The following is a 22,759-nucleotide window of genomic DNA, read 5'->3' as shown; positions in this document are numbered from 1 at the left end:
GGCCTACGTTCGGCCTCCTGAAGTCGCGAAGTTGCGAGCGGCGCCTGGGCTAGCGCAGCTGTCGCTAGCGGCTGTGGGGGTAGACTTCTGATCGCCAAAGCCAAAGCCAAAGCCAAAGCCAAAGCCAAAGCCAAAGCCAAAGCCAAAGCCAAAGCCAAAGCCAAAGCCAAAGCCAAAGCCAAAGCCAGCTACGTTCTGGAGGAGATCTGGCGGTTGGATGTGTACGTTCGTCACCGCGTCGGCACGGTTGCCGATCTTTCCTCTGTCACGCAACTGTATTGTTGACTATTCTGCGATCTGTCCCAGTACACTTCGGAACTGTTACGGTATTCTGGCTCCTCTGTGAGTCGCACAAGAACAACGATCCCGTCCGCGCTTCGAGAACACGCCATGACCAACCTGCTGCTGTACCAGCGCATCGCCCAGCAACTGGCCGACGATATCCGGCGTGGTGTGTACCAGCCTGGCGAACGTGTGCCATCGGTGCGCAAGATGAGCGCCCAGCTCAATGTCAGCCACGCAACCGTGCTGCAGGCATATGCCAATCTCGAGGACCAGGGCCTGATCCGCGCCCGACCGCAGTCCGGCTACTATGTCCACCAGACCCCCGCGCTGACGGCGCAGACCCCAGACATCGCCCGGGTCGAGCGCCCAGGGCTGGTCACCCGGGCCAGCATTATCCAGCAGGTGCTCGTCGAGGCGCGACGCGACGGCGTTTTCCCGTTCGGCGCGGCGGTGCCGCACGTGGACTACCTGCCGGTGCGGGCCTTGCATCAGCAGTTGGCCAAGGTTACCCGCTTCCACAGCCCGCGAGCCTTCAGCTACATGTTCAGCCCCGGTTTCGAGCCCTTGCGCCGGCAGATCGCCATTCGCATGCGCGATGCCGGTGTGCTGGTAGATCCCCGTGAAGTGGTGGTGACCCACGGTTGCGTCGACGCCCTGCAGATGTCGCTGCGAGTACTGACCCGCCCAGGCGACCTGATCGCTGCGGAATCGCCGACTTACTATGGCTTGTTGCAGTTGGCCGACCTGCTCGGACTCAAGGTCATCGAGATCCCCAGTGATCCGTCCACCGGCATCAGTCTGGAAGCCTTGCAGTTGGCGGCCAATCAATGGTCGATCAAGGCTCTGGTGCTGACCACGCGCCTGAGCAATCCGCTGGGCGGCACCATGCCGGAGGAACGGCAGAAACAATTGCTGCGCCTGGCATCGGACTTCGACATCCAGGTCGTCGAAGACGACATCTATGGCGAACTGATGTTCGAGCAGGGGCGAACCAAAGCGCTCAAGGCATTCGATCGCCTGGACCGTGTCATCTACTGCTCGAGCTTCTCCAAGACATTGTCACCGGGTGTGCGGGTCGGCTGGATGATCGCCGGTCGCTACCAGGACGAGATTCAGCGCCTGCAGACGTTCACCACGCATTCGGCCTGCAGCGTGACGCAGATGGCGGTGGCGGCCTATCTGGAGAACGGTGGCTATGACCGTCATTTGCGCTATATCCGCCAGGAGTACCGCAAGAACCTCAGTGCCTACCAGCTGGCGGTGCAGCAACACTTCCCGGAAGGTACCCAGATGACCCGGCCTACCGGAGGTTTCATTCTCTGGGTCAGCTTGCCGGGGCGGGTGAATACTCAGGAATTGCACGTGCGTGCGCTGGAGCAGGGCATCAGCATCGCCCCCGGCCTGATCTTCAGCAATACCGAGCAGTTCAACCACTGCATTCGCCTCAATTGCGGCATTCCGTGGAACAAGGAGGCGGAGCGGGCGGTGATGACCCTGGGGCTGTTGGCCCAGCAACTATGCCGGGAATCGAGTGGCTCGCTTTTGTAGGCTTGTCAGATTGACGGGGAACAGGGAGCATACGCGCTTTGAAGCCTGTGCTCCCTGGTGTCCATGAACCTGTTTCGTCCTCTTGCCATCGTCCTGTGTCTCGCATTGCCCTGGCTGCCCGTCGGTGTGGGGCAGGCTGCCGAGCCAGTGAGCAAGACGCAGGGCGCGCAAAAATCGACCACCAAGGCCGCTGCCAAGCCTCAGTCCAAGCCGGCTGCCAAACCCAAACCGAAAGCCAAGCCCAGGCCTGTCAGCAAGGCAATCGCCAAACCCCTGCACAAACCGAAGATCGACTTGAGTCTGCCAAGCGAGCTGGTCAAGAACCTCGAGCCTGATCTCGGTGATGGTCCGGTGATTCGCAAACCTTTGCTGCCTTCCATGTTCCCCACCAAGCCCGAGTCCGATAGCAGTCCGTTCCAGCTCAATGGCCGGCTGATCAGCAATGAAATGCAGCTGCAGTTGCGCAATGACAGCCGGCATGACGTGGAAGGCGCGGCCATCGATTTTGAATTTCGAAACTGACTGCTGGGTCACGGGCGGTTTCATCCGCCTGTCAATTTCAAACGAATGTTTGAGCGGTTAGTATCCAGGGACGTTCGTCCCGTTTTGCTCCTGGGAGTCCTGTTGTCATGAAATGCCGCGAGGGCTGCGGTGCCTGCTGCATCGCCCCGTCCATCAGTTCGCCGATTCCGGGCATGCCGCAGGGCAAGCCGGCCGGCGAACGCTGCCTGCACTTGAATGTCGAAAACCTTTGTGCGCTGTTCGGCAAGCCCGAGCGGCCGCAGGTGTGTGGCGGCTTCAAGGCGGAAGCGGACATCTGTGGCAGCGATCGTGACGAGGCCATCCGGATCATTGGGTGGCTGGAGCGGATGACGGCGGCGTGACAGGTTGGATCTTCGACAACAAGGAACAAGAGATGAGATCGATCAAGGGTATTGCACTGCTGTGCGGCATGGGCGTCCTGCTGGCGCCGACGGCCTGGGCCGAGAACTGGCAGGTGGCCAAGGACGAGGAGGGCATCAAGGTCTCCCTCAGCGAAGTGGCGGGTTCGAAGTACAAGGCCTATCGCGGCGTGACCGTGATCAAGGCGCCACTGGCCAAGGTCAAGGCGCTGCAGGAAGACGTGGCGGGGGCCTGCGCCTGGATTCACGAGTGCAAGTCGCAGAAGCTGCTCAAGAGCGAGGGTGACCAGAGCTGGACCTACACCCAGTTCAATACGCCCTGGCCGGTGACGCCGCGGGATTCGATCTTGCATGTGACCACGGTCCAGGAGGCCGATGGCAGCCTGACCCGCAAGCTCCAGGAAGAGCCGAAGTATCTGCCGGAGGAAAAGGGCTTCGTGCGTGTCGCCCAGGTGGAAGGCTTCTGGAAGCTGGTGCCCAAAGGTGACAGCACCGAGGTGACCTACCAGGTGCACACCGAGCCGGGTGGCAGCGTGCCGTCGTGGCTGGCCAACAAGTTCGTGGTCGATGCGCCGTTCAATACCCTCAAGGGGCTGAAGGAACGCGCCGAGAAGAACTGAAGGCTGGCGCGCTCCCTGTGTAGGAGCGGCCTTGTGTCGCGAAAGGGCTGCGCAAGGCCGCTCCTACAGAGAAGCAGATCGTGTGCCGGAACAATAAAAAAGGCTGCCCGAGGGCAGCCTTTTTTACGTTCAGCCGAGAGGCTTACTTGCGGTTCTTCAGCTCGACGATGTCACGCTGCTCGTAACCGGTGTACAGCTGGCGCGGGCGGCCGATCTTGTACGGGCCGGAGAGCATCTCTTTCCAGTGCGAGATCCAGCCCACGGTACGTGCCAGGGCGAAGATCACGGTGAACATGCTGGTCGGAATGCCGATGGCCTTCAGGATGATGCCCGAGTAGAAGTCGACGTTCGGGTACAGCGAGCGCTCGATGAAGTACGGATCGGTCAGGGCGATCTCTTCCAGGCGCATGGCCAGTTCCAGCTGCGGATCGTTCTTGATGCCCAGCTCGCCCAGGACTTCGTCGCAGGTCTGCTTCATCACGGTGGCGCGCGGGTCGCGGTTCTTGTATACGCGGTGACCGAAGCCCATGAGCTTGAACGGATCGTTCTTGTCCTTGGCCTTGGCGATGAACTTGTCGATGTTCGAGACATCGCCGATTTCATCGAGCATGGTCAGCACGGCTTCGTTCGCGCCGCCGTGGGCAGGGCCCCACAGGGCGGCGATGCCGGCGGCGATGCAGGCGAACGGGTTGGCGCCCGAGGAACCCGCCAGGCGCACGGTGGAGGTGGAGGCGTTCTGCTCGTGATCGGCGTGGAGGATGAAGATCCGGTCCATCGCCTTGGCCAGCACCGGGCTGATCGGTTTGATCTCGCACGGGGTGTTGAACATCATGTGCAGGAAGTTTTCCGCGTACGACAGGTCGTTGCGCGGGTACATCATGGGCTGGCCCATGGAGTACTTGTAGACCATTGCCGCCAGGGTCGGCATCTTGGCGACCAGGCGAACCGCGGAGATCTCGCGGTGCTGCGGGTTATTGATGTCCAGCGAGTCGTGATAGAACGCCGACAGGGCGCCGACCACGCCGCACATCACCGCCATCGGGTGAGCGTCGCGGCGGAAGCCGTTGAAGAACGACTTCAGCTGCTCGTGAACCATGGTGTGGTTCTTCACGGTGCTGACGAACTGAGCCTTCTGCTCGGCGTTCGGCAGTTCGCCGTTGAGCAGCAGGTAGCAGGTTTCGAGGTAGTCCGATTTTTCGGCGAGTTGCTCGATCGGGTAGCCGCGGTGCAGCAGGACGCCCTTGTCGCCGTCGATATAGGTGATCTTCGACTCGCACGAGGCGGTCGCCATGAAACCAGGGTCGAAGGTGAAGTGGCCTGATGCCCCCAACCCGCGGACGTCGATAACATCGGGACCAACGGTGCCGGTTAAAATGGGCAGCTCGACGGGGGCAGCGCCCTCGATGATCAACTGCGCTTTTTTGTCAGCCATGTGGCCTCCTATTAATGCTTGAAATCATCAGACAGACCCCCCACGCAGGGCCCGCACCACTATAGAGGGATAAATTCGAATGTCAATTTGCCTAAAGGCTGGTTGAAACGCCCTCTGGGGCATGGTTTTTCACGAAATTCTCGCCCGTTTACGCCTTTTGTTCGCTAAAGGCAATGCGCTATTTGGGCTAGCCCCTCACGTTGTCATAAGCAGCCTAACTGTCTATACTCGGCAGCCGACTCCCAGGGGCTTTCAAGGCCCGTCCTGCTGGGTGTCGTCGCTCTCCTGGGTGGTGGGTACCTGACCAGTACACTTACCAACAACTTTGCCCTGTTAGCTAGGGGCTCTTCAGTGTGAAAAAAGCCGTGAAAAGCCAACGACCTGTAAACCTAGACCTAAGGACCATCAAACTCCCGATCACCGCGTACACGTCCATTCTTCACCGTATCTCCGGCGTCATCCTGTTCCTCGGCCTTGCCATCATGCTGTACGCATTGAGCAAGTCGCTGGGCGGCGAGGAAGGCTTTGCCGAGGTGAAGGCGTGTCTGACCAGTCCGCTGGCCAAACTGGTGACCTGGGGCCTGCTGTCCGGCCTGCTGTATCACCTCGTGGCAGGTGTGCGCCACCTGATCATGGACATGGGCATCGGTGAGACGCTGGAAGGCGGCAAGCTGGGCTCGAAAATCGTGATCGTCATCTCCGTGGTGCTGATCGTTCTGGCAGGAGTTTGGGTATGGTAACTAACGTCACGAACCTGTCGCGTTCGGGCCTCTACGACTGGATGGCGCAGCGCGTCTCGGCGGTCGTTCTCGCGGCTTACTTCATCTTCCTGATCGGCTACCTCGCTGCCCACCCGGGTATCGACTACGCCCAGTGGCACGCTCTGTTCTCCAACAACGCGATGCGCATCTTCAGTCTGCTGGCCCTCGTTGCCCTGGGCGCTCACGCCTGGGTCGGCATGTGGACCATTGCCACCGACTACCTGACGCCGATGTCCTTCGGCAAGTCGGCGACTGCGATTCGTTTCCTGTTCCAGGCGGTATGCGGTGTAGCGATGTTCGCTTACTTCGTCTGGGGTGTGCAGATTCTCTGGGGTATCTGATTCATGGCTAACATTCCAACGATTTCCTTCGACGCCATCATCATCGGTGGCGGCGGCGCTGGCATGCGCGCAGCGCTGCAACTGGCTCAAGGCGGCCACAAGACCGCCGTAGTCACCAAGGTGTTCCCGACCCGTTCGCACACCGTTTCCGCCCAGGGCGGCATTACCTGCGCCATCGCTTCGGCCGACCCGAACGACGACTGGCGCTGGCACATGTACGACACCGTCAAGGGTTCCGACTACATCGGTGACCAGGACGCGATCGAATACATGTGTCAGGAAGGCCCGGCCGCGGTCTTCGAACTGGACCACATGGGCCTGCCGTTCTCGCGTACCGAGACCGGTCGCATCTACCAGCGCCCGTTCGGTGGCCAGTCCAAGGACTTCGGTAAAGGTGGCCAGGCCGCCCGTACCTGCGCCGCTTCCGACCGTACCGGTCACGCGCTGCTGCACACTCTGTACCAGGGCAACCTGAAAGCAGGCACCACCTTCCTCAACGAGTACTACGCCGTCGACCTGGTGAAGAACCAGGACGGCGCTTTCGTCGGTGTGATCGCGATCTGCATCGAAACCGGCGAAACCATGTACATCAAGTCCAAGGCCACCGTTCTGGCCACTGGCGGTGCCGGTCGTATCTACGCCTCCACCACCAACGCCCTGATCAACACCGGTGACGGTGTCGGCATGGCCCTGCGTGCCGGCGTGCCGGTGCAGGACATCGAGATGTGGCAGTTCCACCCGACCGGCATCGCCGGCGCCGGTGTACTGGTCACCGAAGGTTGCCGCGGTGAGGGTGGCTACCTGATCAACGCCCACGGCGAGCGCTTCATGGAGCGTTACGCTCCTAACGCCAAAGACTTGGCGGGCCGCGACGTAGTGGCTCGTTCCATGGTCAAGGAAATCATCGCCGGCAACGGCGTGGGCCCGAACAAGGACCACGTGCTGCTGAAGCTGGACCACCTGGGCGAGGAAGTGCTGCACAGCCGCCTGCCAGGTATCTGCGAGCTGTCCAAGACCTTCGCCCATGTCGACCCTGTGGTCGCGCCGGTACCGGTCATCCCGACCTGCCACTACATGATGGGCGGCGTTGCCACCAACATTCATGGCCAGGCCATCACCATGGACGCCGATGGCAAGGATCACATTATCCCGGGCCTGTTCGCCGTAGGTGAAGTGGCGTGCGTATCGGTTCACGGTGCCAACCGCCTGGGCGGCAACTCGCTGCTCGACCTGGTGGTGTTCGGCCGTGCCGCCGGCCTGCACCTGGAGAAGGCGCTGAGCGACGGCGTCGAGTACCTGGATGCCAGCGATACCGACATCGACGTTGCCCTGAGCCGCCTGAACAAGCTCAACGAGCGCACCACCGGCGAAGACGTCGCCAGCCTCAAGCGCGAGCTGCAGAGCTGCATGCAGAACTACTTCGGTGTATTCCGTACCGGCGAATACATGCAGAAGGGTATCGAGCAGCTGGCTGGCCTGCGTGACCGTATCGCCAACGTCAAGATCAACGACAAGTCCCAGGCCTTCAACACCGCGCGTATCGAGGCGCTGGAGCTGCAGAACCTGCTGGAAGTTGCCGAGGCGACCGCCATCGCCGCTGAAGCCCGTAAAGAGTCCCGCGGCGCGCACGCCCGTGAAGACTTCGAAGACCGTGACGACGAGAACTGGCTGTGCCACACCCTGTACTACCCGGGTGAGAAGCGCGTCGCCAAGCGCGGCGTCAACTTTGCGCCGAAGACAGTTCCTGCCTTCGAACCGAAAGTCCGGACTTACTAAGGGTGGCCGCTATGTTGCAAGTCGAAGTTTATCGTTACAACCCGGACACCGATTCGGCGCCGAAGATGCAGACCTTCCAGGTCGACACCGGCGGCAAGGATCTGATGGTCCTGGACGTGCTGGCGCTGATCAAGGAGCAGGACGAGGGCTTCTCGTACCGTCGCTCCTGCCGTGAGGGCGTGTGCGGCTCCGATGGCATGAACATCAACGGCAAGAACGGCCTGGCGTGCATCACGCCGCTGTCCGCTGTCGTAAAAGGTAACAAGTTGGTCCTGCGTCCGCTGCCGGGTCTGCCGGTTATCCGTGACCTGGTCGTCGATATGAGCATCTTCTACAAGCAGTACGAGAAGGTGAAGCCGTTCCTGCAGAACGATACTCCGGCCCCGGCCATCGAGCGTCTGCAGTCGCCGGAAGATCGCGACAAGCTGGACGGTCTGTACGAGTGCATCCTGTGCGCCTGCTGCTCGACCTCCTGCCCGTCGTTCTGGTGGAACCCGGACAAGTTCCTGGGCCCCGCCGCGTTGCTGCAGGCCTACCGCTTCCTGGCCGACAGCCGCGACACCAAGACTCAGGAGCGCCTGGCGTCCCTGGATGACCCGTTCAGCGTATTCCGCTGCCGCGGGATCATGAACTGCGTGAACGTTTGCCCCAAGGGTCTGAACCCGACCAAGGCGATCGGCCACGTACGCAACATGCTGCTGCAAAGCGGCACCTGATTCAAAGCGTTGTACCTGCAGTAAGCCGAGGTGCGGGTGGTGAGCCCGCACCGAGGTAAAACCCGAGCAAGGGCCCACAAAGCCCGAGCTCATTACCTATGAAGATATGAGACCAGCAGGGGCTTCCGGGCTGGTACCCGGAAAATCAGCAGGATCCAAGTGGCGTGGTTCAGTCGCTGTGTTCGGACTTTTCCAGGTTTGCTGTGGCTCTCGCCGATCAGTCCCCTAACCGAGGGTGACCAAGCATGCAAGAAAGCGTGATGCAGCGCATGTGGGAAAGCGCCCACCTTTCAGGTGGTAACGCTGCATATGTGGAAGAGCTTTATGAGCTCTACCTGCACGACCCTAACGCTGTGCCAGAAGAGTGGCGCACCTACTTCCAGAAGTTGCCCGCCGACGGCAGCACCGCTACCGATGTATCGCACTCGACGATCCGCGACCATTTCGTACTGCTGGCGAAGAACCAGCGCCGCGCCCAACCGGTATCCGCCGGGAGCGTGAGCAGTGAACACGAGAAGAAGCAGGTTGAAGTGCTGCGACTGATCCAGGCCTATCGTATGCGCGGCCATCAGGCTGCCAAGCTCGACCCGTTGGGGTTGTGGCAGCGTCCTGCGCCCGTAGACCTGTCGATCAATCATTACGGCTTGACCAATGCCGATCTTGATACGACCTTCCGTGCCGGCGACCTGTTCATCGGCAAAGAGGAAGCGAGCCTACGCGAAATTTTCGAAGCGCTGCAGAAGACATATTGTCGCACCATTGGCGCCGAGTTCACCCACATCGTCGATTCCGAGCAGCGCAGCTGGTTCCAGCAGCGCCTGGAAAGCGTACGTGGCCGTCCGGATTTCTCCGCCGACGTGCAGGCTCACCTGCTCGAGCGCGTCACGGCCGGTGAGGGCCTGGAGAAGTACCTGGGCACCAAGTACCCGGGCACCAAGCGCTTCGGCCTGGAGGGTGGCGAAAGCCTGATCCCGATGCTGGACGAAATGATCCAGCGCTCCGGCTCCTACGGCACCAAGGAAGTCGTGATCGGCATGGCCCACCGTGGCCGCCTGAACGTGCTCGTCAACACCTTCGGCAAGAACCCGCGCGAGCTGTTCGACGAGTTCGAAGGCAAGAAGATGAACGAGCTGGGCTCCGGTGACGTGAAGTATCACCAGGGCTTCTCTTCCAACGTGATGACCCCCGGTGGCGAAGTCCACCTGGCCATGGCGTTCAACCCCTCCCACCTGGAAATCGTCTCGCCAGTGGTGGAAGGTTCGGTTCGCGCCCGCCAGGATCGCCGCAACGACACCGTTGGCGACAAGGTTCTGCCGATCTCCATCCACGGTGACGCAGCGTTCGCCGGCCAGGGTGTGGTCATGGAAACCTTCCAGATGTCGCAGACCCGCGGTTTCAAGACCGGCGGCACCGTGCACATCGTGATCAACAACCAGGTCGGTTTCACCATCAGCAACCCGCTGGACGCGCGCTCCACCGAGTACGCCACCGACGTTGCCAAGATGATCCAGGCGCCGATCCTGCACGTGAACGGCGACGATCCGGAAGCGGTGATGTTCGTCACCCAGCTGGCCATCGACTACCGCATGCAGTTCAAGCGTGACGTGGTCATCGACCTGGTCTGCTACCGTCGTCGCGGCCACAACGAGGCCGACGAGCCGAATGGCACCCAGCCGCTGATGTACCAGCAGATCAGCAAGCAGCGCACCACCCGTGAGCTGTACGCCGAGCAGCTGATCAGCGCCGGTCGCATCGACGCCGAGCGCGCCCAGGCCAAGGTCGACGAGTACCGCAACGCCCTGGACAACGGCTTGCACGTGGTCAAGAGCCTGGTCAAGGAGCCGAACCGCGAGCTGTTCGTCGACTGGCGTCCGTACCTGGGCCATGCCTGGACCGCGCGTCACGACACCCGCTTCGACCTCAAGACCCTGCAGGAGCTGTCGGCCAAGCTGCTCGAGCTGCCTGAAGGTTTCGTCGTCCAGCGCCAGGTCGCGAAGATCTACGAAGATCGCCAGAAGATGCAGGCCGGTGGCTTGCCGATCAACTGGGGTTATGCAGAGACCATGGCCTACGCCACCCTGCAGTTCGAAGGTCACCCGATCCGCATGACCGGCCAGGACATCGGCCGTGGCACCTTCTCGCACCGTCACGCGGTGCTGCACAACCAGAAGGACGCCAGCACCTACGTGCCGCTGAAGAACCTGTTCCCGGGCCAGCCGCGTTTCGACCTGTACGACTCCTTCCTGTCGGAAGAAGCGGTACTGGCCTTCGAATACGGCTACTCGACCACCACGCCGAACGCGCTGGTGATCTGGGAAGCCCAGTTCGGCGATTTCGCCAACGGTGCGCAAGTGGTGATCGACCAGTTCATCACCAGCGGCGAGCACAAGTGGGGCCGTCTGTGCGGTCTGACCATGCTGCTGCCACACGGTTACGAAGGGCAGGGTCCGGAGCACTCCTCCGCACGTCTGGAGCGCTACCTGCAGCTGTGCGCCGAGCACAACATCCAGGTCTGCGTGCCGACTACCCCGGCACAGATCTACCACCTGCTGCGTCGCCAGGTCATCCGTCCGCTGCGCAAGCCGCTGGTCGTGCTGACGCCGAAGTCGCTGCTGCGTCACAAGCTGGCCGTGTCGACCCTGGAAGACCTGGCCGATGGTTCGTTCCAGACCGTGATCCCGGAAATCGACAGCCTGGATCCTGCCAAGGTCGAGCGCCTGGTCCTGTGCGGTGGCAAGGTCTACTACGACCTGCTGGAAAAACGCCGTGCCGAAGGCCGCGAAGATATCGCCATCGTGCGTATCGAGCAGCTGTATCCGTTCCCTGAGGACGACCTGGTCGAGATCCTCGCGCCTTACACCAACCTCAAGCATGCAGTGTGGTGTCAGGAAGAACCGATGAACCAGGGCGCCTGGTACAGCAGCCAACACCACATGCGCCGTATCCTGGGCCGCCATAACAAGGCGCTGGTCCTGGAATACGCCGGTCGCGACGCTTCCGCCGCGCCAGCCTGTGGTTACGCATCGAAGCACGCCGAACAGCAGGAAAAACTGCTGCAAGACGCCTTCACTGTCTAACGCCTTCGCGCACCTGAAACCGAATTTAAGGAAACACAGATAATGGCTATCGAGATCAAAGCCCCAACCTTCCCGGAATCGGTTGCCGATGGCACCGTTGCCACCTGGCACAAGCAGCCGGGCGACGCCGTCAAGCGTGACGAGCTGATCGTCGACATCGAGACCGACAAGGTCGTCCTGGAAGTCCTGGCCACCGCCGACGGCGTGCTGGGCGCCATCGTCAAGGGCGAGGGCGACACCGTCCTGTCCGACGAAGTCCTGGGCTCGATCGTTGAAGGTGGCGCCGCCGCCGCAGCTCCAGCTGCCGCGCCTGCCGCCGCTGCTCCGGCCGCCGCTGCCGCCGACGCTGGCGAAGACGACCCGGTCGCCGCTCCAGCCGCGCGCAAGCTGGCTGAAGAGAACGGCATCGACCTGGCCACCGTTGCCGGCACCGGCAAGGGCGGTCGCATCACCAAGGAAGACGTCGTCGCCGCCGTCGCCAACAAGAAGTCGGCACCTGCCGCCGCTCCGGCTGCCAAGCCGGCCGCTGCTGCCGCTGCTCCGGTCGTGGTTGCCGCTGGCGACCGCACCGAGAAGCGCGTGCCGATGACCCGTCTGCGCGCCAAGATTGCCGAGCGTCTGGTCGAAGCCCAGTCGAGCATGGCCATGCTGACCACCTTCAACGAAGTCGACATGACCGAAGTCATGGCCCTGCGTTCGAAGTACAAGGACCTGTTCGAGAAGACCCACAACGGCGTGCGCCTGGGCTTCATGTCGTTCTTCGTCAAGGCGGCCACCGAGGCGCTGAAGCGCTTCCCGGCGGTCAACGCCTCGATCGACGGCAACGACATCGTCTACCACGGCTATGCCGACGTCGGCGTCGCTGTGTCCAGCGACCGTGGCCTGGTGGTACCGGTACTGCGCAACGCTGAGTCGATGTCGCTGGCCGAGATCGAGAACGGCATCGCCACCTTCGGCAAGAAGGCCCGTGACGGCAAGCTGGCCATCGAAGAGATGACCGGCGGTACCTTCACCATCACCAACGGTGGTACCTTCGGCTCGATGATGTCGACCCCGATCGTCAACCCGCCGCAGGCCGCGATCCTGGGTATGCACAACATCATCCAGCGCCCGATGGCCATCAATGGCCAAGTGGTGATCCGCCCGATGATGTACCTGGCGCTGTCCTATGACCACCGCCTGATCGACGGCAAGGAAGCGGTAACCTTCCTGGTAACCATCAAGAACCTGCTGGAAGATCCGTCTCGCCTGCTGCTGGACATCTAACGCTCAGCTGCAAGCTGCAAGCGGCAAGCTTCAAGTAGAAGCGTGCTCGTCTTGCAGCTTGCAGCTTGCCGCTTGAAGCTAAAAAGGAATCTTTTATGACCCAGAAATTCGACGTAGTGGTGATTGGCGCAGGTCCTGGCGGCTATGTTGCCGCCATCAAGGCTGCCCAGCTCGGTCTGAAGACTGCCTGTATCGAGAAGTACACCGACGCCGAGGGCAAGCTGGCCCTGGGCGGCACCTGCCTGAACGTCGGCTGCATTCCTTCCAAGGCGCTGCTGGACAGCTCCTGGAAGTACAAGGAAGCCAAAGAGAGCTTCAACGTTCACGGTATCTCCACTGGCGAAGTGAAGATGGACGTGGCCGCGATGGTTGGCCGCAAGGCTGGCATCGTCAAGAACCTGACCGGTGGCGTCGCCACCCTGTTCAAGGCCAACGGCGTCACTTCGATCCAGGGCCACGGCAAGCTGCTGGCCGGCAAGAAAGTCGAAGTCACCAAGGCTGACGGCACCACCGAAATCATCGAAGCCGAGAACGTGATCCTGGCCTCCGGCTCGCGCCCGATCGACATTCCGCCGGCTCCGGTCGACCAGAATGTCATCGTCGACTCCACCGGCGCCCTGGAATTCCAGAGCGTACCGAAGCGCCTGGGCGTCATCGGTGCAGGCGTGATCGGCCTGGAGCTGGGCTCGGTATGGGCTCGCCTGGGTGCCGAAGTCACCGTCCTGGAAGCCCTGGACACCTTCCTGATGGCTGCCGACACCGCCGTGTCGAAAGAAGCCCAGAAGACCCTGACCAAGCAAGGCCTGGACATCAAGCTGGGCGCTCGCGTCACCGGCTCGAAAGTCAACGGCAACGAAGTCGAAGTCACCTACACCAACGCCGAAGGCGAGCAGAAGATCACCTTCGACAAGCTGATCGTCGCGGTCGGCCGTCGTCCGGTGACCACCGACCTGCTGGCCGCCGACAGCGGCGTGACCATCGACGAGCGTGGCTACATCTTCGTCGACGATCACTGCGCCACCAGCGTTCCGGGCGTCTACGCCATCGGTGACGTGGTGCGCGGCATGATGCTGGCGCACAAGGCCTCGGAAGAGGGCATCATGGTCGTCGAGCGCATCAAGGGCCACAAGGCTCAGATGAACTACGACCTGATCCCGTCGGTCATCTACACCCACCCGGAAATCGCATGGGTCGGCAAGACCGAACAGGCGTTGAAAGCCGAAGGCGTTGAGGTTAACGTGGGCACCTTCCCGTTCGCGGCCAGCGGCCGTGCGATGGCGGCCAACGACACCGGTGGTTTCGTCAAGGTCATCGCCGATGCCAAGACCGACCGCGTACTGGGCGTTCACGTGATCGGCCCATCGGCTGCCGAACTGGTGCAGCAGGGCGCGATCGCAATGGAATTCGGCACCAGTGCCGAGGATCTGGGCATGATGGTCTTCAGCCATCCGACCCTGTCCGAAGCGTTGCATGAAGCAGCGCTGGCGGTGAATGGCGGTGCCATTCACGTCGCCAACCGTAAGAAGCGTTAATTATAAGAAACCACGGCGGGCTGCCCGTCGTGGGTCTTGCGTGCAAGACTCACCGCGGAACGTCCGCCGGACCGGATCACACGGGAAAACCCGGGGTCAACGGTCACAGGTGGTGCGGCGCCAGTGATGGCGCAGCGCCGAAGCGCAGTACCTAACGAAGACGGTAAAAAGCATGAATCTTCACGAGTATCAGGGTAAGCAGCTGTTCGCTGAATACGGCCTGCCAGTTTCCAAGGGTTTCGCTGTCGATACCCCTGAGCAAGCTGCAGAAGCCTGCGAAAAGATCGGTGGTTCCGAGTGGGTCGTCAAGGCCCAGGTTCACGCCGGTGGTCGCGGCAAGGCGGGCGGCGTCAAGCTGGTTCGCAGCAAGGAAGACGCCAAGGCGTTCGCTGCGCAGTGGCTGGGCAAGAACCTGGTCACCTACCAGACCGATGCCAATGGTCAGCCAGTTTCCAAGATCCTGGTCGAATCCTGCACTGACATCGCCAAAGAGCTGTACCTGGGCGCTGTAGTCGATCGCTCGAGCCGCCGCATCGTGTTCATGGCTTCCACCGAAGGTGGCGTGGACATCGAGAAGGTCGCTCACGAGACTCCTGAGAAGATCCTCAAGGCCACCATCGATCCGCTGGTCGGCGCTCAGCCGTTCCAGGGTCGTGAACTGGCGTTCCAGCTGGGTCTGGAAGGCAAGCAAGTCCAACAGTTCGCCAAGATCTTCGTAGGCCTGGCCAAGCTGTTCAAGGATCACGATCTGGCCCTGCTGGAAGTGAACCCGCTGGTGATCAAGGCCGACGGCGATCTGCACTGCCTCGATGCCAAGATCAACATCGACGCCAACGCCATGTACCGTCAGCCGAAGCTGAAGACCTTCCACGACCCGTCGCAGGACGACGCCCGTGAAGCCCACGCCGCCAAGTTCGAACTGAACTACGTTGCCCTCGAAGGCAACATCGGCTGCATGGTCAACGGCGCCGGCCTGGCCATGGGTACCATGGACATCGTCAACCTGCACGGCGGCAAGCCAGCCAACTTCCTCGACGTGGGCGGCGGCGCTACCAAAGAGCGCGTTACCGAAGCGTTCAAGATCATTCTGTCCGACAGCAATGTCGCGGCCGTCCTGGTCAACATCTTCGGCGGCATCGTTCGCTGCGACATGATTGCCGAAGGCATCATCGGCGCGGTGAAAGAAGTCGGCGTCAAAGTACCGGTCGTCGTTCGCCTCGAAGGCAACAACGCCGAACTGGGCGCTAAAGTACTGGCAGAAAGCGGTTTGAACATCATTGCGGCAACCAGCCTGACCGACGCTGCTCAACAAGTTGTCAAAGCTGCGGAGGGCAAGTAATGAGCGTCCTGATCAATAAAGACACCAAAGTCATCTGCCAGGGCTTCACCGGCTCGCAGGGTACTTTCCACTCCGAACAAGCCATCGCCTACGGCACCAAGATGGTCGGCGGCGTCACCCCAGGCAAGGGTGGCACCACCCACCTGGGCCTGCCGGTGTTCAACACCGTGAAAGAAGCCGTAGAAGCCACCGGCGCTGATGCGTCGGTCATCTACGTACCGGCTCCTTTCTGCAAGGACTCGATCCTGGAAGCCGCCTTCGGTGGCATCAAGCTGATCGTCTGCATCACCGAGGGTATTCCTACCCTCGACATGCTGGACGCCAAGGTCAAGTGCGACGAGCTGGGCGTGACCCTGATCGGCCCTAACTGCCCAGGCGTGATCACTCCGGGCGAGTGCAAGATCGGCATCATGCCGGGTCACATCCACCTGCCAGGCAAGGTCGGTATCGTTTCGCGTTCCGGCACCCTGACCTACGAAGCTGTGAAGCAGACCACCGACGCCGGCTTCGGCCAGTCGACCTGCGTCGGCATCGGCGGTGACCCGATCCCGGGCTCCAACTTCATCGACATCCTGAAGCTGTTCCAGGAAGACCCGAAGACCGAAGCGATCGTCATGATCGGTGAGATCGGCGGTTCCGCTGAAGAAGAAGCCGCGGCCTACATCAAGGCCAACGTGACCAAGCCTGTCGTTTCCTACATCGCCGGTGTTACCGCACCTGCGGGCAAGCGCATGGGCCACGCTGGCGCCATCATCTCCGGCGGCAAGGGCACTGCGGACGAGAAGTTCGCCGCCCTGCAGGACGCCGGCGTGAAAACCGTGCGTTCCCTGGCTGACATCGGCAAGGCCCTGGCCGAGCTGACTGGCTGGGAAGCCAAGAAGTAAGTAACACGCAGTACCCCCCACGCGCACAAAGGCCACCTTCGGGTGGCCTTTGTCGTTGTTGCGTCGAGCAAAGGTGATCTTGCTTGTTTTTTGTAGGAGCGGCCTTGTGTCGCGAAAGGGCCGCAGAGCGGCCCCAGGATTCCAGCTTCGATGCAAGTACCGCTGGGGCCGCTACGCGGCCCTTTCGCGACACAAGGCCGCTCCTACACCTGCTCAGTAAGGTCTAGGAAAATTCGATCCCTTCAATCAGGATTTTCAACCAGACATCTACCCAAATGAGCAATAAATTGTCGCCTAACACGTTCAACCAGACGACAAACACATACGCACATCGGACAAGCAGCACAGTGCCAGTGCGTTTGTCAGGTAAAACAGGTACCCTACGCGTTCACTCTGTGCCCGTACCCCAAAAGGGAACGACACGCTAAACGGGTCTGGCTCACCAAGCCGGGCAGCATTTCCCTTCATCCTGTGGGAAATCCCCTCCGACTCCCGATTTCAGCAGTGTGGTATTTCCTTAAATGAAAGTTTTAAAAGGCCAGGATATCCTGGCGCTTGGCTTTATGACGTTTGCGCTGTTCGTCGGCGCCGGCAATATCATCTTCCCGCCCATCGTCGGCCTGCAGTCCGGTCCGCACGTATGGATGGCGGCGCTTGGCTTCCTGGTCACCGCCGTGGGCCTGCCGGTCATCACCGTGGTCGCCCTGGCCAAGGTCGGTGGCGGCATGGACGCCCTGAGCAGCCCGATCGGCAAGTTCTTCGGTGGTCTGCTGGCGGCTGTGTGCTACCTCTCGGTCGGCCCGCTGTTCGCCACTCCACGTACCGCGACCGTGTCGTTCGAAGTGGGCGTTGCGCCGCTGACCGGCGAAAGCCCGACGGCGCTGCTCATCTACAGCATCGTGTACTTCGCCGTGGTACTGGCCGTGTCCATGTACCCGGGCAAGCTGCTCGACACCGTGGGCCGTTTCCTCGCGCCGTTGAAGATCATCGCCCTGGCGGTGCTGGGCATCGCGGCTTTCGCCCTGCCGGCCGGCACCATTGGCGAGGCCCAGCCTGCCTATGCCGCCGCCGCGTTCTCCAAAGGGTTCTCCGATGGCTACCTGACCATGGACACCCTGGGCGCCCTGGTCTTCGGCATCGTCATCGTCAACGCCATCCGCTCGCGTGGCGTCGAGTCGCCGAAGCTGATTACCCGCTATGCCATCATCGCCGGCTTGATTGCCGGTGTGGGTCTGGTGCTGGTGTACGTCAGCCTGTTCCGCCTCGGCGCGGGCAGCCATGACATCGCCGCCGACGCCACCAACGGTGCGATGGTGCTGCATGCCTATGTGCAGCACACCTTCGGCTCCCTGGGCAGCGGCTTCCTCGCCGTGCTGATCGCCCTGGCCTGCCTGGTGACCGCGGTTGGCCTGACTTGCGCCTGTGCCGAGTACTTCAGCCAGATCCTGCCGCTGTCGTACCGCGCCCTGGTGGTGATCCTGGCTGGCTTCTCGCTGCTGATCTCCAACCTGGGGCTGACCAAGCTGATCATGTTCTCGATCCCGGTGCTCACGGCCATTTACCCACCCTGCATCGTCGTGGTGGGCCTGAGCTTCGTGAAGGATCTGTGGAACTCGCCGGTGCGCATCCTGGCGCCGGTCATGCTGGTGTCGCTGCTGTTCGGTATCGTCGATGCGCTCAAGGGCAGCAGCCTGGCGCACATGCTGCCGGACGCCATGGCTCACCTGCCATTGAGCGAGCAGGGCATGGCCTGGCTGGTGCCTTCGGTGGTCACCCTGGCCGCCGCCGTGGTCTTCGACCGCATGCTCGGCAAGCCTCGCGAGGCGCTGGCCTGATGGATTGAAGCCTGCAGGGTAGGGCGCTGGCCACAAGCCGAAGGGCGCCTAGCCAAGGTGGATATCGAAACCCCGCTTCTTGTGAAGGAGCGGGGTTTTTTATTGTCCGTGCTGGCCCCTTCGCGGGTAAACCCGCTCCCACAGGAGCTGGTGCGAATCCTGTGGGAGCGGGTTTACCCGCGAAGGGCCGGTGCAGGGAAAGCAAATAGTGCATTCACGTGTCTTTTGCCGAATCCAGGCGTCGAAAGCCGGTCAGTTCCTCTTTCTACGGGATGCCCGCATGAGCTTCATCCAAAGCAACCTGGCCAATCTCCTGGCCGCCTGCTGGTTCGCCATCTGCTGGGGCGGCTACACCCGCTACGCTATTTGGAAAGGCCGCGACACCGCCTGCCTGGCCAGCGTGCTGCACCTTTATCGCGAAGACTGGATGCGCCGCATGCTGCTGCGCGACAACCGTATCGCCGATGCCAGCGTGATCGGCAACCTGGAACGCAACGCCTCGTTCTTCGCCTCCAGTACCTTGATCATCCTCGCCGGCATCCTCACCGTGCTCGGTGCGTCGGATCGCGCGCTGTCGCTGCTGGCCGACCTGCCACTGGTGCAGCAGGCCTCACAAGGGATGTCGGAAATCAAGTTGCTGTGCCTGGCGACGGTATTCGTCTATGCCTTCTTCACCTTCAGCTGGTGCATGCGCCAATACAACTTCGCTGCGGTGCTGGTAGGTTCGGCGCCGATGATCGGCGAGCGCCTGGTCAATGAACTCGAGCGCAAGGCTTTCGCCTCTCGGGCCGCGCGGGTACTGTCGCTGGCGGCCAACCAGTTCAACCTGGGATTGCGTTCGTATTACTTCGGCATGGCCATGCTGAGCTGGTTCATCAGCCCTTGGTTGTTCATGGTCATGAGCGTGGGCGTGGTATTCATCCTGTATCGCCGCGAGTTCCATTCCCATGTACTGGAAGTGATGGTGTTCACGCCGACCGAAAGTGTCTCGGTCGAGGTGGGCAAGGACACTTCCGGCGTTACCAGCTGAAGCCTTTCAGTATTAAATGCCAAGTACAAAAAAACCCGACATCGTCGGGTTTTTTTGTACTGCGCGATTACTGCTTGGCAGGTTCGGCAGGCGCAGTGGTCGGCGCTGGAGTGGTCGGCGCGGCTTCCTCGGCGGCCTTCTGCTGCGCTTCGGCCTGATCTTTGGCGGCTTCGGCGTTTTCCTTGGCGGCTTCGTTCATCTTATCCTGAGCTTCGCCCATCTTCTCCTGGGCTTGCTCGGCGTGTTGCTGTGCGTCCTGGGCTTTGTCTTCGCTCGCTTTATCGCAAGCAGCCAGGCCCATGGCAGCGGCCAGCATCAGAGCAAAAGCAAAAGGTTTACGCATGGGGTGTTTCTCCTGGGTGGAATAACTTTACTTGTACCTTCGAGTTCACCGGGTGCGAAGAAGTTCCACAAAGGTTACAGATATATAACTGCCCGACCTATATGGACTTTTTATCCATTTTATGAAGCGAGGGATAATGAACGAGACGCCATTGATGGCGATGGCCGAGCGTTTTCTCTCGGCGCTGAAACATTGCCAGGTATTGCAGATGCGCGTGCAGCACGCCGACGCCGATGGCATGACGCTGGTGCTGCCCTGGTCACCGGCGATTGTCGGTAATCCGCAGAGCGGCGCGGTGCATGGCGGCGTGCTGACCACGCTGATGGACACCACCTGCGGCATGGCCACCCTCTGCGCGCTGCCGCGTTTCGAGGTGTGCCCGACCCTGGACCTGCGCATCGACTACATGCACCCGGCCGAGGCCGGCAAGGATATCTACGGTCATGCCCAGTGCTATCGGGTGACCCGCGATGTCATCTTCACCCGTGGCACCGCCTACCAGGACGACCCTTCGCAGCCGATCTGCCAGGTGGTCGGCACCTTCATGCGCCTGGGGCAGGACGTCAAGGGCGGCATCCGCTTCGGCAACAGCCTCAAGGAGGGTCGTGCGTGATCCCCGCCGATATCCGTCAACAGCTGAACCAGGCCCACGCGCGGGGCGACTACCAGCCCCTGCTGGCGTTGATCCCGTATGCCGGGCTGATCGGCATCGAATGCGAGCGCCAGGGTGACGACCTGCTGTTCCGTCTGCCGGCCAACCCCGACAACATCGGCAATCCGTTGCTGCCGGCGATCCATGGTGGCGTCATCGCCGGTTTCATGGAGCTGTCCGCGGCGCTCTACCTGCTGATCTACAGCGAGAGCGCGAGCATCCCCAAGATCATCGATTTCTCCATCGACTACCTGCGCGCCGGGCATTTTCGCGACACCTACGCCCAGTGCCAGCTGTGGCGCCAGGGGCGGCGGGTGACCAACGTCGCCATCACCGCCTGGCAGGGTGATCGCGACACGCCGATCGCCACGGCGCGCGCGCATTTCAAGATCGAACCGGAAAAGCCCTTGAAATAGTCGGGGCTGCCCCCATCTGTTGGACATCCGCCATCAAAAGCAGGCCAGACGGCCGCCAGGCGCCAACAACCAACAGATTGGAGTTTTGAAGACCATGAGTGTGGAGACTCAAAAAGAAACCCTGGGCTTCCAGACCGAGGTAAAGCAACTGCTGCACCTCATGATCCATTCCCTGTATTCGAACAAGGAGATCTTCCTGCGCGAGCTGATCTCCAACGCCTCCGACGCCGCCGACAAGCTGCGTTTCGAGGCCCTGGCCAAGCCTGAGCTGCTCGAGGACGACGCCGAGCTAAAGATCCGCGTGAGCTTCGACAAGGCTGCCAACACCGTGACCCTAGAGGACAACGGTATCGGCATGAGCCGTGAAGACGTCATCGCGCACCTGGGTACCATCGCCAAGTCCGGCACCGCCGACTTCATGAAGAACCTCACCGGTGACCAGAAGAAGGACTCGCACCTGATCGGTCAGTTCGGCGTGGGCTTCTACTCCGCGTTCATCGTCGCCGACAAGGTCGATGTGTTCAGCCGTCGCGCCGGCCTGCCTGCCGCGGAGGGCGTGCACTGGTCGTCGCATGGCGAGGGCGAGTTCGAAGTCTCGACCATCGACAAGCCTCAGCGCGGCACTCGCATTGTCCTGCACCTGAAGAAGGGCGAGGACGAGTTCGCCGATGGCTGGCGTCTGCGCAACATCGTCAAGAAGTACTCCGACCACATCGCCCTGCCGATCGAACTGCCGAAGGAGCAGTCCGCCGCCGCCGAAGGCGAGGAGCAACCGGCGCAGGAGTGGGAAACCGTCAACCGTGCCAGCGCCCTGTGGACCCGTCCGCGCACCGAGGTGAAGGACGAGGAGTACCAGGAGTTCTACAAGCACATCGGCCATGACTTCGAGAACCCGCTGGCCTGGAGCCACAACAAGGTCGAAGGCAAGCTGGAGTACAACTCGCTGCTGTATGTGCCGGCCCGCGCGCCGTTCGACCTGTACCAGCGCGAAGCACCACGCGGTCTGAAGCTGTACGTGCAGCGCGTGTTCATCATGGACCAGGCCGAATCGTTCCTGCCGCTGTACCTGCGTTTCATCAAGGGCGTGGTCGATTCCAACGACCTGTCGCTGAACGTCTCTCGCGAGATCCTGCAGAAGGATCCGATCATCGACTCGATGAAGACCGCGTTGACCAAGCGCGTGCTGGACATGCTGGAGAAGCTGGCGAAGAACGAACCCGAGCAGTACAAGGGCTTTTGGAAGAACTTCGGCCAGGTACTGAAGGAAGGTCCGGCCGAGGACTTCGCCAACAAGGAGAAGATCGCAGGGCTGTTGCGCTTCGCCTCGACCCAAGACGACAGCGGCGAGCAGAGCGTCGCCCTGGCCGACTACCTGGCCCGTGCCAAGGAAGGTCAGGACAAGATCTACTACCTGACTGGCGAGTCCTACGCCCAGGTCAAGAACAGCCCGCACCTGGAAGTCTTCCGCAAGAAAGGCATCGAAGTGCTGCTGCTGACCGATCGTATCGACGAGTGGCTGATGAGCTACCTCAACGAGTTCGATGGCAAGGCGTTCGTCGACGTCGCCCGTGGCGACCTGGACCTGGGCAATCTGGACTCCGAAGAGGACAAGAAGGCCCAGGAAGAAGTCGCCAAGGAGAAAGAGGGCCTGGTCGAGCGTCTGAAGGGTGCGCTGGGTGACAGCGTTGCCGAAGTGCGCGTATCCCACCGCTTGACCGACTCGCCAGCGATCCTGGCCATCGGCGAGCAGGACCTGGGCTTGCAGATGCGCCAGATCCTTGAAGCCAGCGGGCAGAAGGTGCCGGAATCCAAGCCGATCTTCGAGTTCAACCCGGCCCATCCGCTGATCGAGAAGCTCGATGGCGAGCAGAGCGAGGACCGCTTCGCCGAGCTGTCGCACATCCTGTTCGACCAAGCGGCCCTGGCGGCTGGTGACAGCCTGAAGGACCCGGCGGCCTATGTGCGTCGCCTCAACAAGCTGCTGGTCGAGCTGTCCGCTTGATC

20 protein-coding genes are annotated in these 22,759 nt (G+C 61.6%); 18 read left to right on the top strand and 2 right to left on the bottom strand.

What is annotated here, in order from left to right:
- Positions 1-390 precede the first annotated feature (390 nt).
- The 4 genes from ACYUME_RS17870 (at position 391) to ACYUME_RS17855 (ending at position 3,355) form a co-directional block, all read left to right on the top strand.
- Positions 391-1,833 (top strand): aminotransferase-like domain-containing protein, encoded by a 1,443-nt coding sequence (locus ACYUME_RS17870; protein ID WP_279888221.1) that lies wholly within the window; start codon positions 391-393, stop codon positions 1,831-1,833.
- 63 nt (positions 1,834-1,896) lie between these two features.
- Positions 1,897-2,355: a hypothetical protein gene (locus tag ACYUME_RS17865; protein WP_460416098.1), complete on the top strand. Its 459-nt coding sequence runs from the start codon at positions 1,897-1,899 to the stop codon at positions 2,353-2,355.
- 107 nt (positions 2,356-2,462) lie between these two features.
- Complete coding sequence (locus ACYUME_RS17860; protein ID WP_460416097.1) at positions 2,463-2,717, top strand: YkgJ family cysteine cluster protein; 255 nt, start codon at positions 2,463-2,465, stop codon at positions 2,715-2,717.
- Positions 2,718-2,749: 32 nt separating this feature from the next.
- A complete protein-coding gene (locus ACYUME_RS17855) occupies positions 2,750-3,355 on the top strand; it encodes an START domain-containing protein (protein WP_050706522.1) in 606 nt (201 codons plus the stop codon).
- A 142-nt stretch (positions 3,356-3,497) separates the two neighbouring features.
- Here ACYUME_RS17855 and gltA read toward each other — a convergent pair whose 3' ends face one another.
- Complete coding sequence (gltA, locus tag ACYUME_RS17850) at positions 3,498-4,787, bottom strand: citrate synthase (RefSeq protein WP_279888227.1); 1,290 nt, start codon at positions 4,785-4,787, stop codon at positions 3,498-3,500.
- Positions 4,788-5,140: 353 nt separating this feature from the next.
- Between gltA and sdhC the strand changes: the two genes are divergently transcribed.
- The 11 genes from sdhC (at position 5,141) to ACYUME_RS17795 (ending at position 19,344) form a co-directional block, all read left to right on the top strand.
- Complete coding sequence (gene sdhC / locus ACYUME_RS17845; RefSeq protein ID WP_088852917.1) at positions 5,141-5,527, top strand: succinate dehydrogenase, cytochrome b556 subunit; 387 nt, start codon at positions 5,141-5,143, stop codon at positions 5,525-5,527.
- Positions 5,521-5,889, top strand: coding sequence for a succinate dehydrogenase, hydrophobic membrane anchor protein (gene sdhD, locus ACYUME_RS17840; protein ID WP_028690455.1), 369 nt, complete (start codon positions 5,521-5,523; stop codon positions 5,887-5,889). Before sdhC ends, sdhD begins: the two co-directional genes overlap by 7 nt.
- Before the next feature lie 3 nt (positions 5,890-5,892).
- Positions 5,893-7,665: a succinate dehydrogenase flavoprotein subunit gene (gene sdhA / locus ACYUME_RS17835; protein WP_279888232.1), complete on the top strand. Its 1,773-nt coding sequence runs from the start codon at positions 5,893-5,895 to the stop codon at positions 7,663-7,665.
- A gap of 11 nt (positions 7,666-7,676) precedes the next feature.
- Positions 7,677-8,381, top strand: a complete 705-nt coding sequence (locus tag ACYUME_RS17830; RefSeq protein ID WP_028690457.1) for a succinate dehydrogenase iron-sulfur subunit — start codon at positions 7,677-7,679, stop codon at positions 8,379-8,381.
- A gap of 245 nt (positions 8,382-8,626) precedes the next feature.
- A complete protein-coding gene (locus tag ACYUME_RS17825) occupies positions 8,627-11,458 on the top strand; it encodes a 2-oxoglutarate dehydrogenase E1 component (RefSeq protein WP_279888233.1) in 2,832 nt (943 codons plus the stop codon).
- Positions 11,459-11,500: 42 nt separating this feature from the next.
- Entirely contained in the window at positions 11,501-12,724 is a 1,224-nt protein-coding gene (gene odhB, locus ACYUME_RS17820) for a 2-oxoglutarate dehydrogenase complex dihydrolipoyllysine-residue succinyltransferase (RefSeq protein WP_144174210.1), read from the top strand.
- Positions 12,725-12,819: 95 nt separating this feature from the next.
- On the top strand, positions 12,820-14,256 hold the full coding sequence (lpdA, locus tag ACYUME_RS17815) for a dihydrolipoyl dehydrogenase (RefSeq protein WP_279888237.1): 1,437 nt from the start codon (positions 12,820-12,822) through the stop codon (positions 14,254-14,256).
- 172 nt (positions 14,257-14,428) lie between these two features.
- Positions 14,429-15,595 carry an ADP-forming succinate--CoA ligase subunit beta gene (gene sucC / locus ACYUME_RS17810; RefSeq protein ID WP_194790987.1) on the top strand — a complete coding sequence of 389 codons (1,167 nt, stop codon included), beginning with the start codon at positions 14,429-14,431 and terminating at the stop codon, positions 15,593-15,595.
- Complete coding sequence (gene sucD, locus ACYUME_RS17805; protein ID WP_016393102.1) at positions 15,595-16,479, top strand: succinate--CoA ligase subunit alpha; 885 nt, start codon at positions 15,595-15,597, stop codon at positions 16,477-16,479. Before sucC ends, sucD begins: the two co-directional genes overlap by 1 nt.
- A gap of 521 nt (positions 16,480-17,000) precedes the next feature.
- Positions 17,001-18,314 (top strand): branched-chain amino acid transport system II carrier protein, encoded by a 1,314-nt coding sequence (gene brnQ / locus ACYUME_RS17800; RefSeq protein WP_460416092.1) that lies wholly within the window; start codon positions 17,001-17,003, stop codon positions 18,312-18,314.
- Between the two features lie 280 nt (positions 18,315-18,594).
- Complete coding sequence (locus ACYUME_RS17795; protein ID WP_279888589.1) at positions 18,595-19,344, top strand: DUF599 domain-containing protein; 750 nt, start codon at positions 18,595-18,597, stop codon at positions 19,342-19,344.
- Between the two features lie 67 nt (positions 19,345-19,411).
- Here ACYUME_RS17795 and ACYUME_RS17790 read toward each other — a convergent pair whose 3' ends face one another.
- Positions 19,412-19,687 (bottom strand): hypothetical protein, encoded by a 276-nt coding sequence (locus tag ACYUME_RS17790; protein WP_050706517.1) that lies wholly within the window; start codon positions 19,685-19,687, stop codon positions 19,412-19,414.
- Positions 19,688-19,823: 136 nt separating this feature from the next.
- On the opposite strand from ACYUME_RS17790, the gene ACYUME_RS17785 reads away from it, so the two are divergent.
- The 3 genes from ACYUME_RS17785 (at position 19,824) to htpG (ending at position 22,757) form a co-directional block, all read left to right on the top strand.
- On the top strand, positions 19,824-20,300 hold the full coding sequence (locus ACYUME_RS17785; RefSeq protein ID WP_460416090.1) for a PaaI family thioesterase: 477 nt from the start codon (positions 19,824-19,826) through the stop codon (positions 20,298-20,300).
- Positions 20,297-20,755 (top strand): PaaI family thioesterase, encoded by a 459-nt coding sequence (locus tag ACYUME_RS17780; RefSeq protein WP_050706515.1) that lies wholly within the window; start codon positions 20,297-20,299, stop codon positions 20,753-20,755. Before ACYUME_RS17785 ends, ACYUME_RS17780 begins: the two co-directional genes overlap by 4 nt.
- A gap of 94 nt (positions 20,756-20,849) precedes the next feature.
- Positions 20,850-22,757 carry a molecular chaperone HtpG gene (gene htpG, locus ACYUME_RS17775; RefSeq protein ID WP_279888594.1) on the top strand — a complete coding sequence of 636 codons (1,908 nt, stop codon included), beginning with the start codon at positions 20,850-20,852 and terminating at the stop codon, positions 22,755-22,757.
- The last annotated feature ends 2 nt before the right edge of the window (positions 22,758-22,759 follow it).

This window comes from Pseudomonas sp. microsymbiont 2 (assembly GCF_054788395.1).
This window is presented reverse-complemented; position numbering and strand designations above follow the sequence as displayed.

Coding starts and splice junctions, on each gene's coding strand:
- ACYUME_RS17870 (WP_279888221.1), top strand. CDS start 391: ATGACCAACCTGCTGCTGTACCAGCGCATCGCCCAGCAACTGGCCGAC.
- ACYUME_RS17865 (WP_460416098.1), top strand. CDS start 1,897: ATGAACCTGTTTCGTCCTCTTGCCATCGTCCTGTGTCTCGCATTGCCC.
- ACYUME_RS17860 (WP_460416097.1), top strand. CDS start 2,463: ATGAAATGCCGCGAGGGCTGCGGTGCCTGCTGCATCGCCCCGTCCATC.
- ACYUME_RS17855 (WP_050706522.1), top strand. CDS start 2,750: ATGAGATCGATCAAGGGTATTGCACTGCTGTGCGGCATGGGCGTCCTG.
- gltA (WP_279888227.1), bottom strand. CDS start 4,787: ATGGCTGACAAAAAAGCGCAGTTGATCATCGAGGGCGCTGCCCCCGTC.
- sdhD (WP_028690455.1), top strand. CDS start 5,521: ATGGTAACTAACGTCACGAACCTGTCGCGTTCGGGCCTCTACGACTGG.
- sdhA (WP_279888232.1), top strand. CDS start 5,893: ATGGCTAACATTCCAACGATTTCCTTCGACGCCATCATCATCGGTGGC.
- ACYUME_RS17830 (WP_028690457.1), top strand. CDS start 7,677: ATGTTGCAAGTCGAAGTTTATCGTTACAACCCGGACACCGATTCGGCG.
- ACYUME_RS17825 (WP_279888233.1), top strand. CDS start 8,627: ATGCAAGAAAGCGTGATGCAGCGCATGTGGGAAAGCGCCCACCTTTCA.
- odhB (WP_144174210.1), top strand. CDS start 11,501: ATGGCTATCGAGATCAAAGCCCCAACCTTCCCGGAATCGGTTGCCGAT.
- lpdA (WP_279888237.1), top strand. CDS start 12,820: ATGACCCAGAAATTCGACGTAGTGGTGATTGGCGCAGGTCCTGGCGGC.
- sucC (WP_194790987.1), top strand. CDS start 14,429: ATGAATCTTCACGAGTATCAGGGTAAGCAGCTGTTCGCTGAATACGGC.
- sucD (WP_016393102.1), top strand. CDS start 15,595: ATGAGCGTCCTGATCAATAAAGACACCAAAGTCATCTGCCAGGGCTTC.
- brnQ (WP_460416092.1), top strand. CDS start 17,001: ATGAAAGTTTTAAAAGGCCAGGATATCCTGGCGCTTGGCTTTATGACG.
- ACYUME_RS17795 (WP_279888589.1), top strand. CDS start 18,595: ATGAGCTTCATCCAAAGCAACCTGGCCAATCTCCTGGCCGCCTGCTGG.
- ACYUME_RS17790 (WP_050706517.1), bottom strand. CDS start 19,687: ATGCGTAAACCTTTTGCTTTTGCTCTGATGCTGGCCGCTGCCATGGGC.
- ACYUME_RS17785 (WP_460416090.1), top strand. CDS start 19,824: ATGAACGAGACGCCATTGATGGCGATGGCCGAGCGTTTTCTCTCGGCG.
- htpG (WP_279888594.1), top strand. CDS start 20,850: ATGAGTGTGGAGACTCAAAAAGAAACCCTGGGCTTCCAGACCGAGGTA.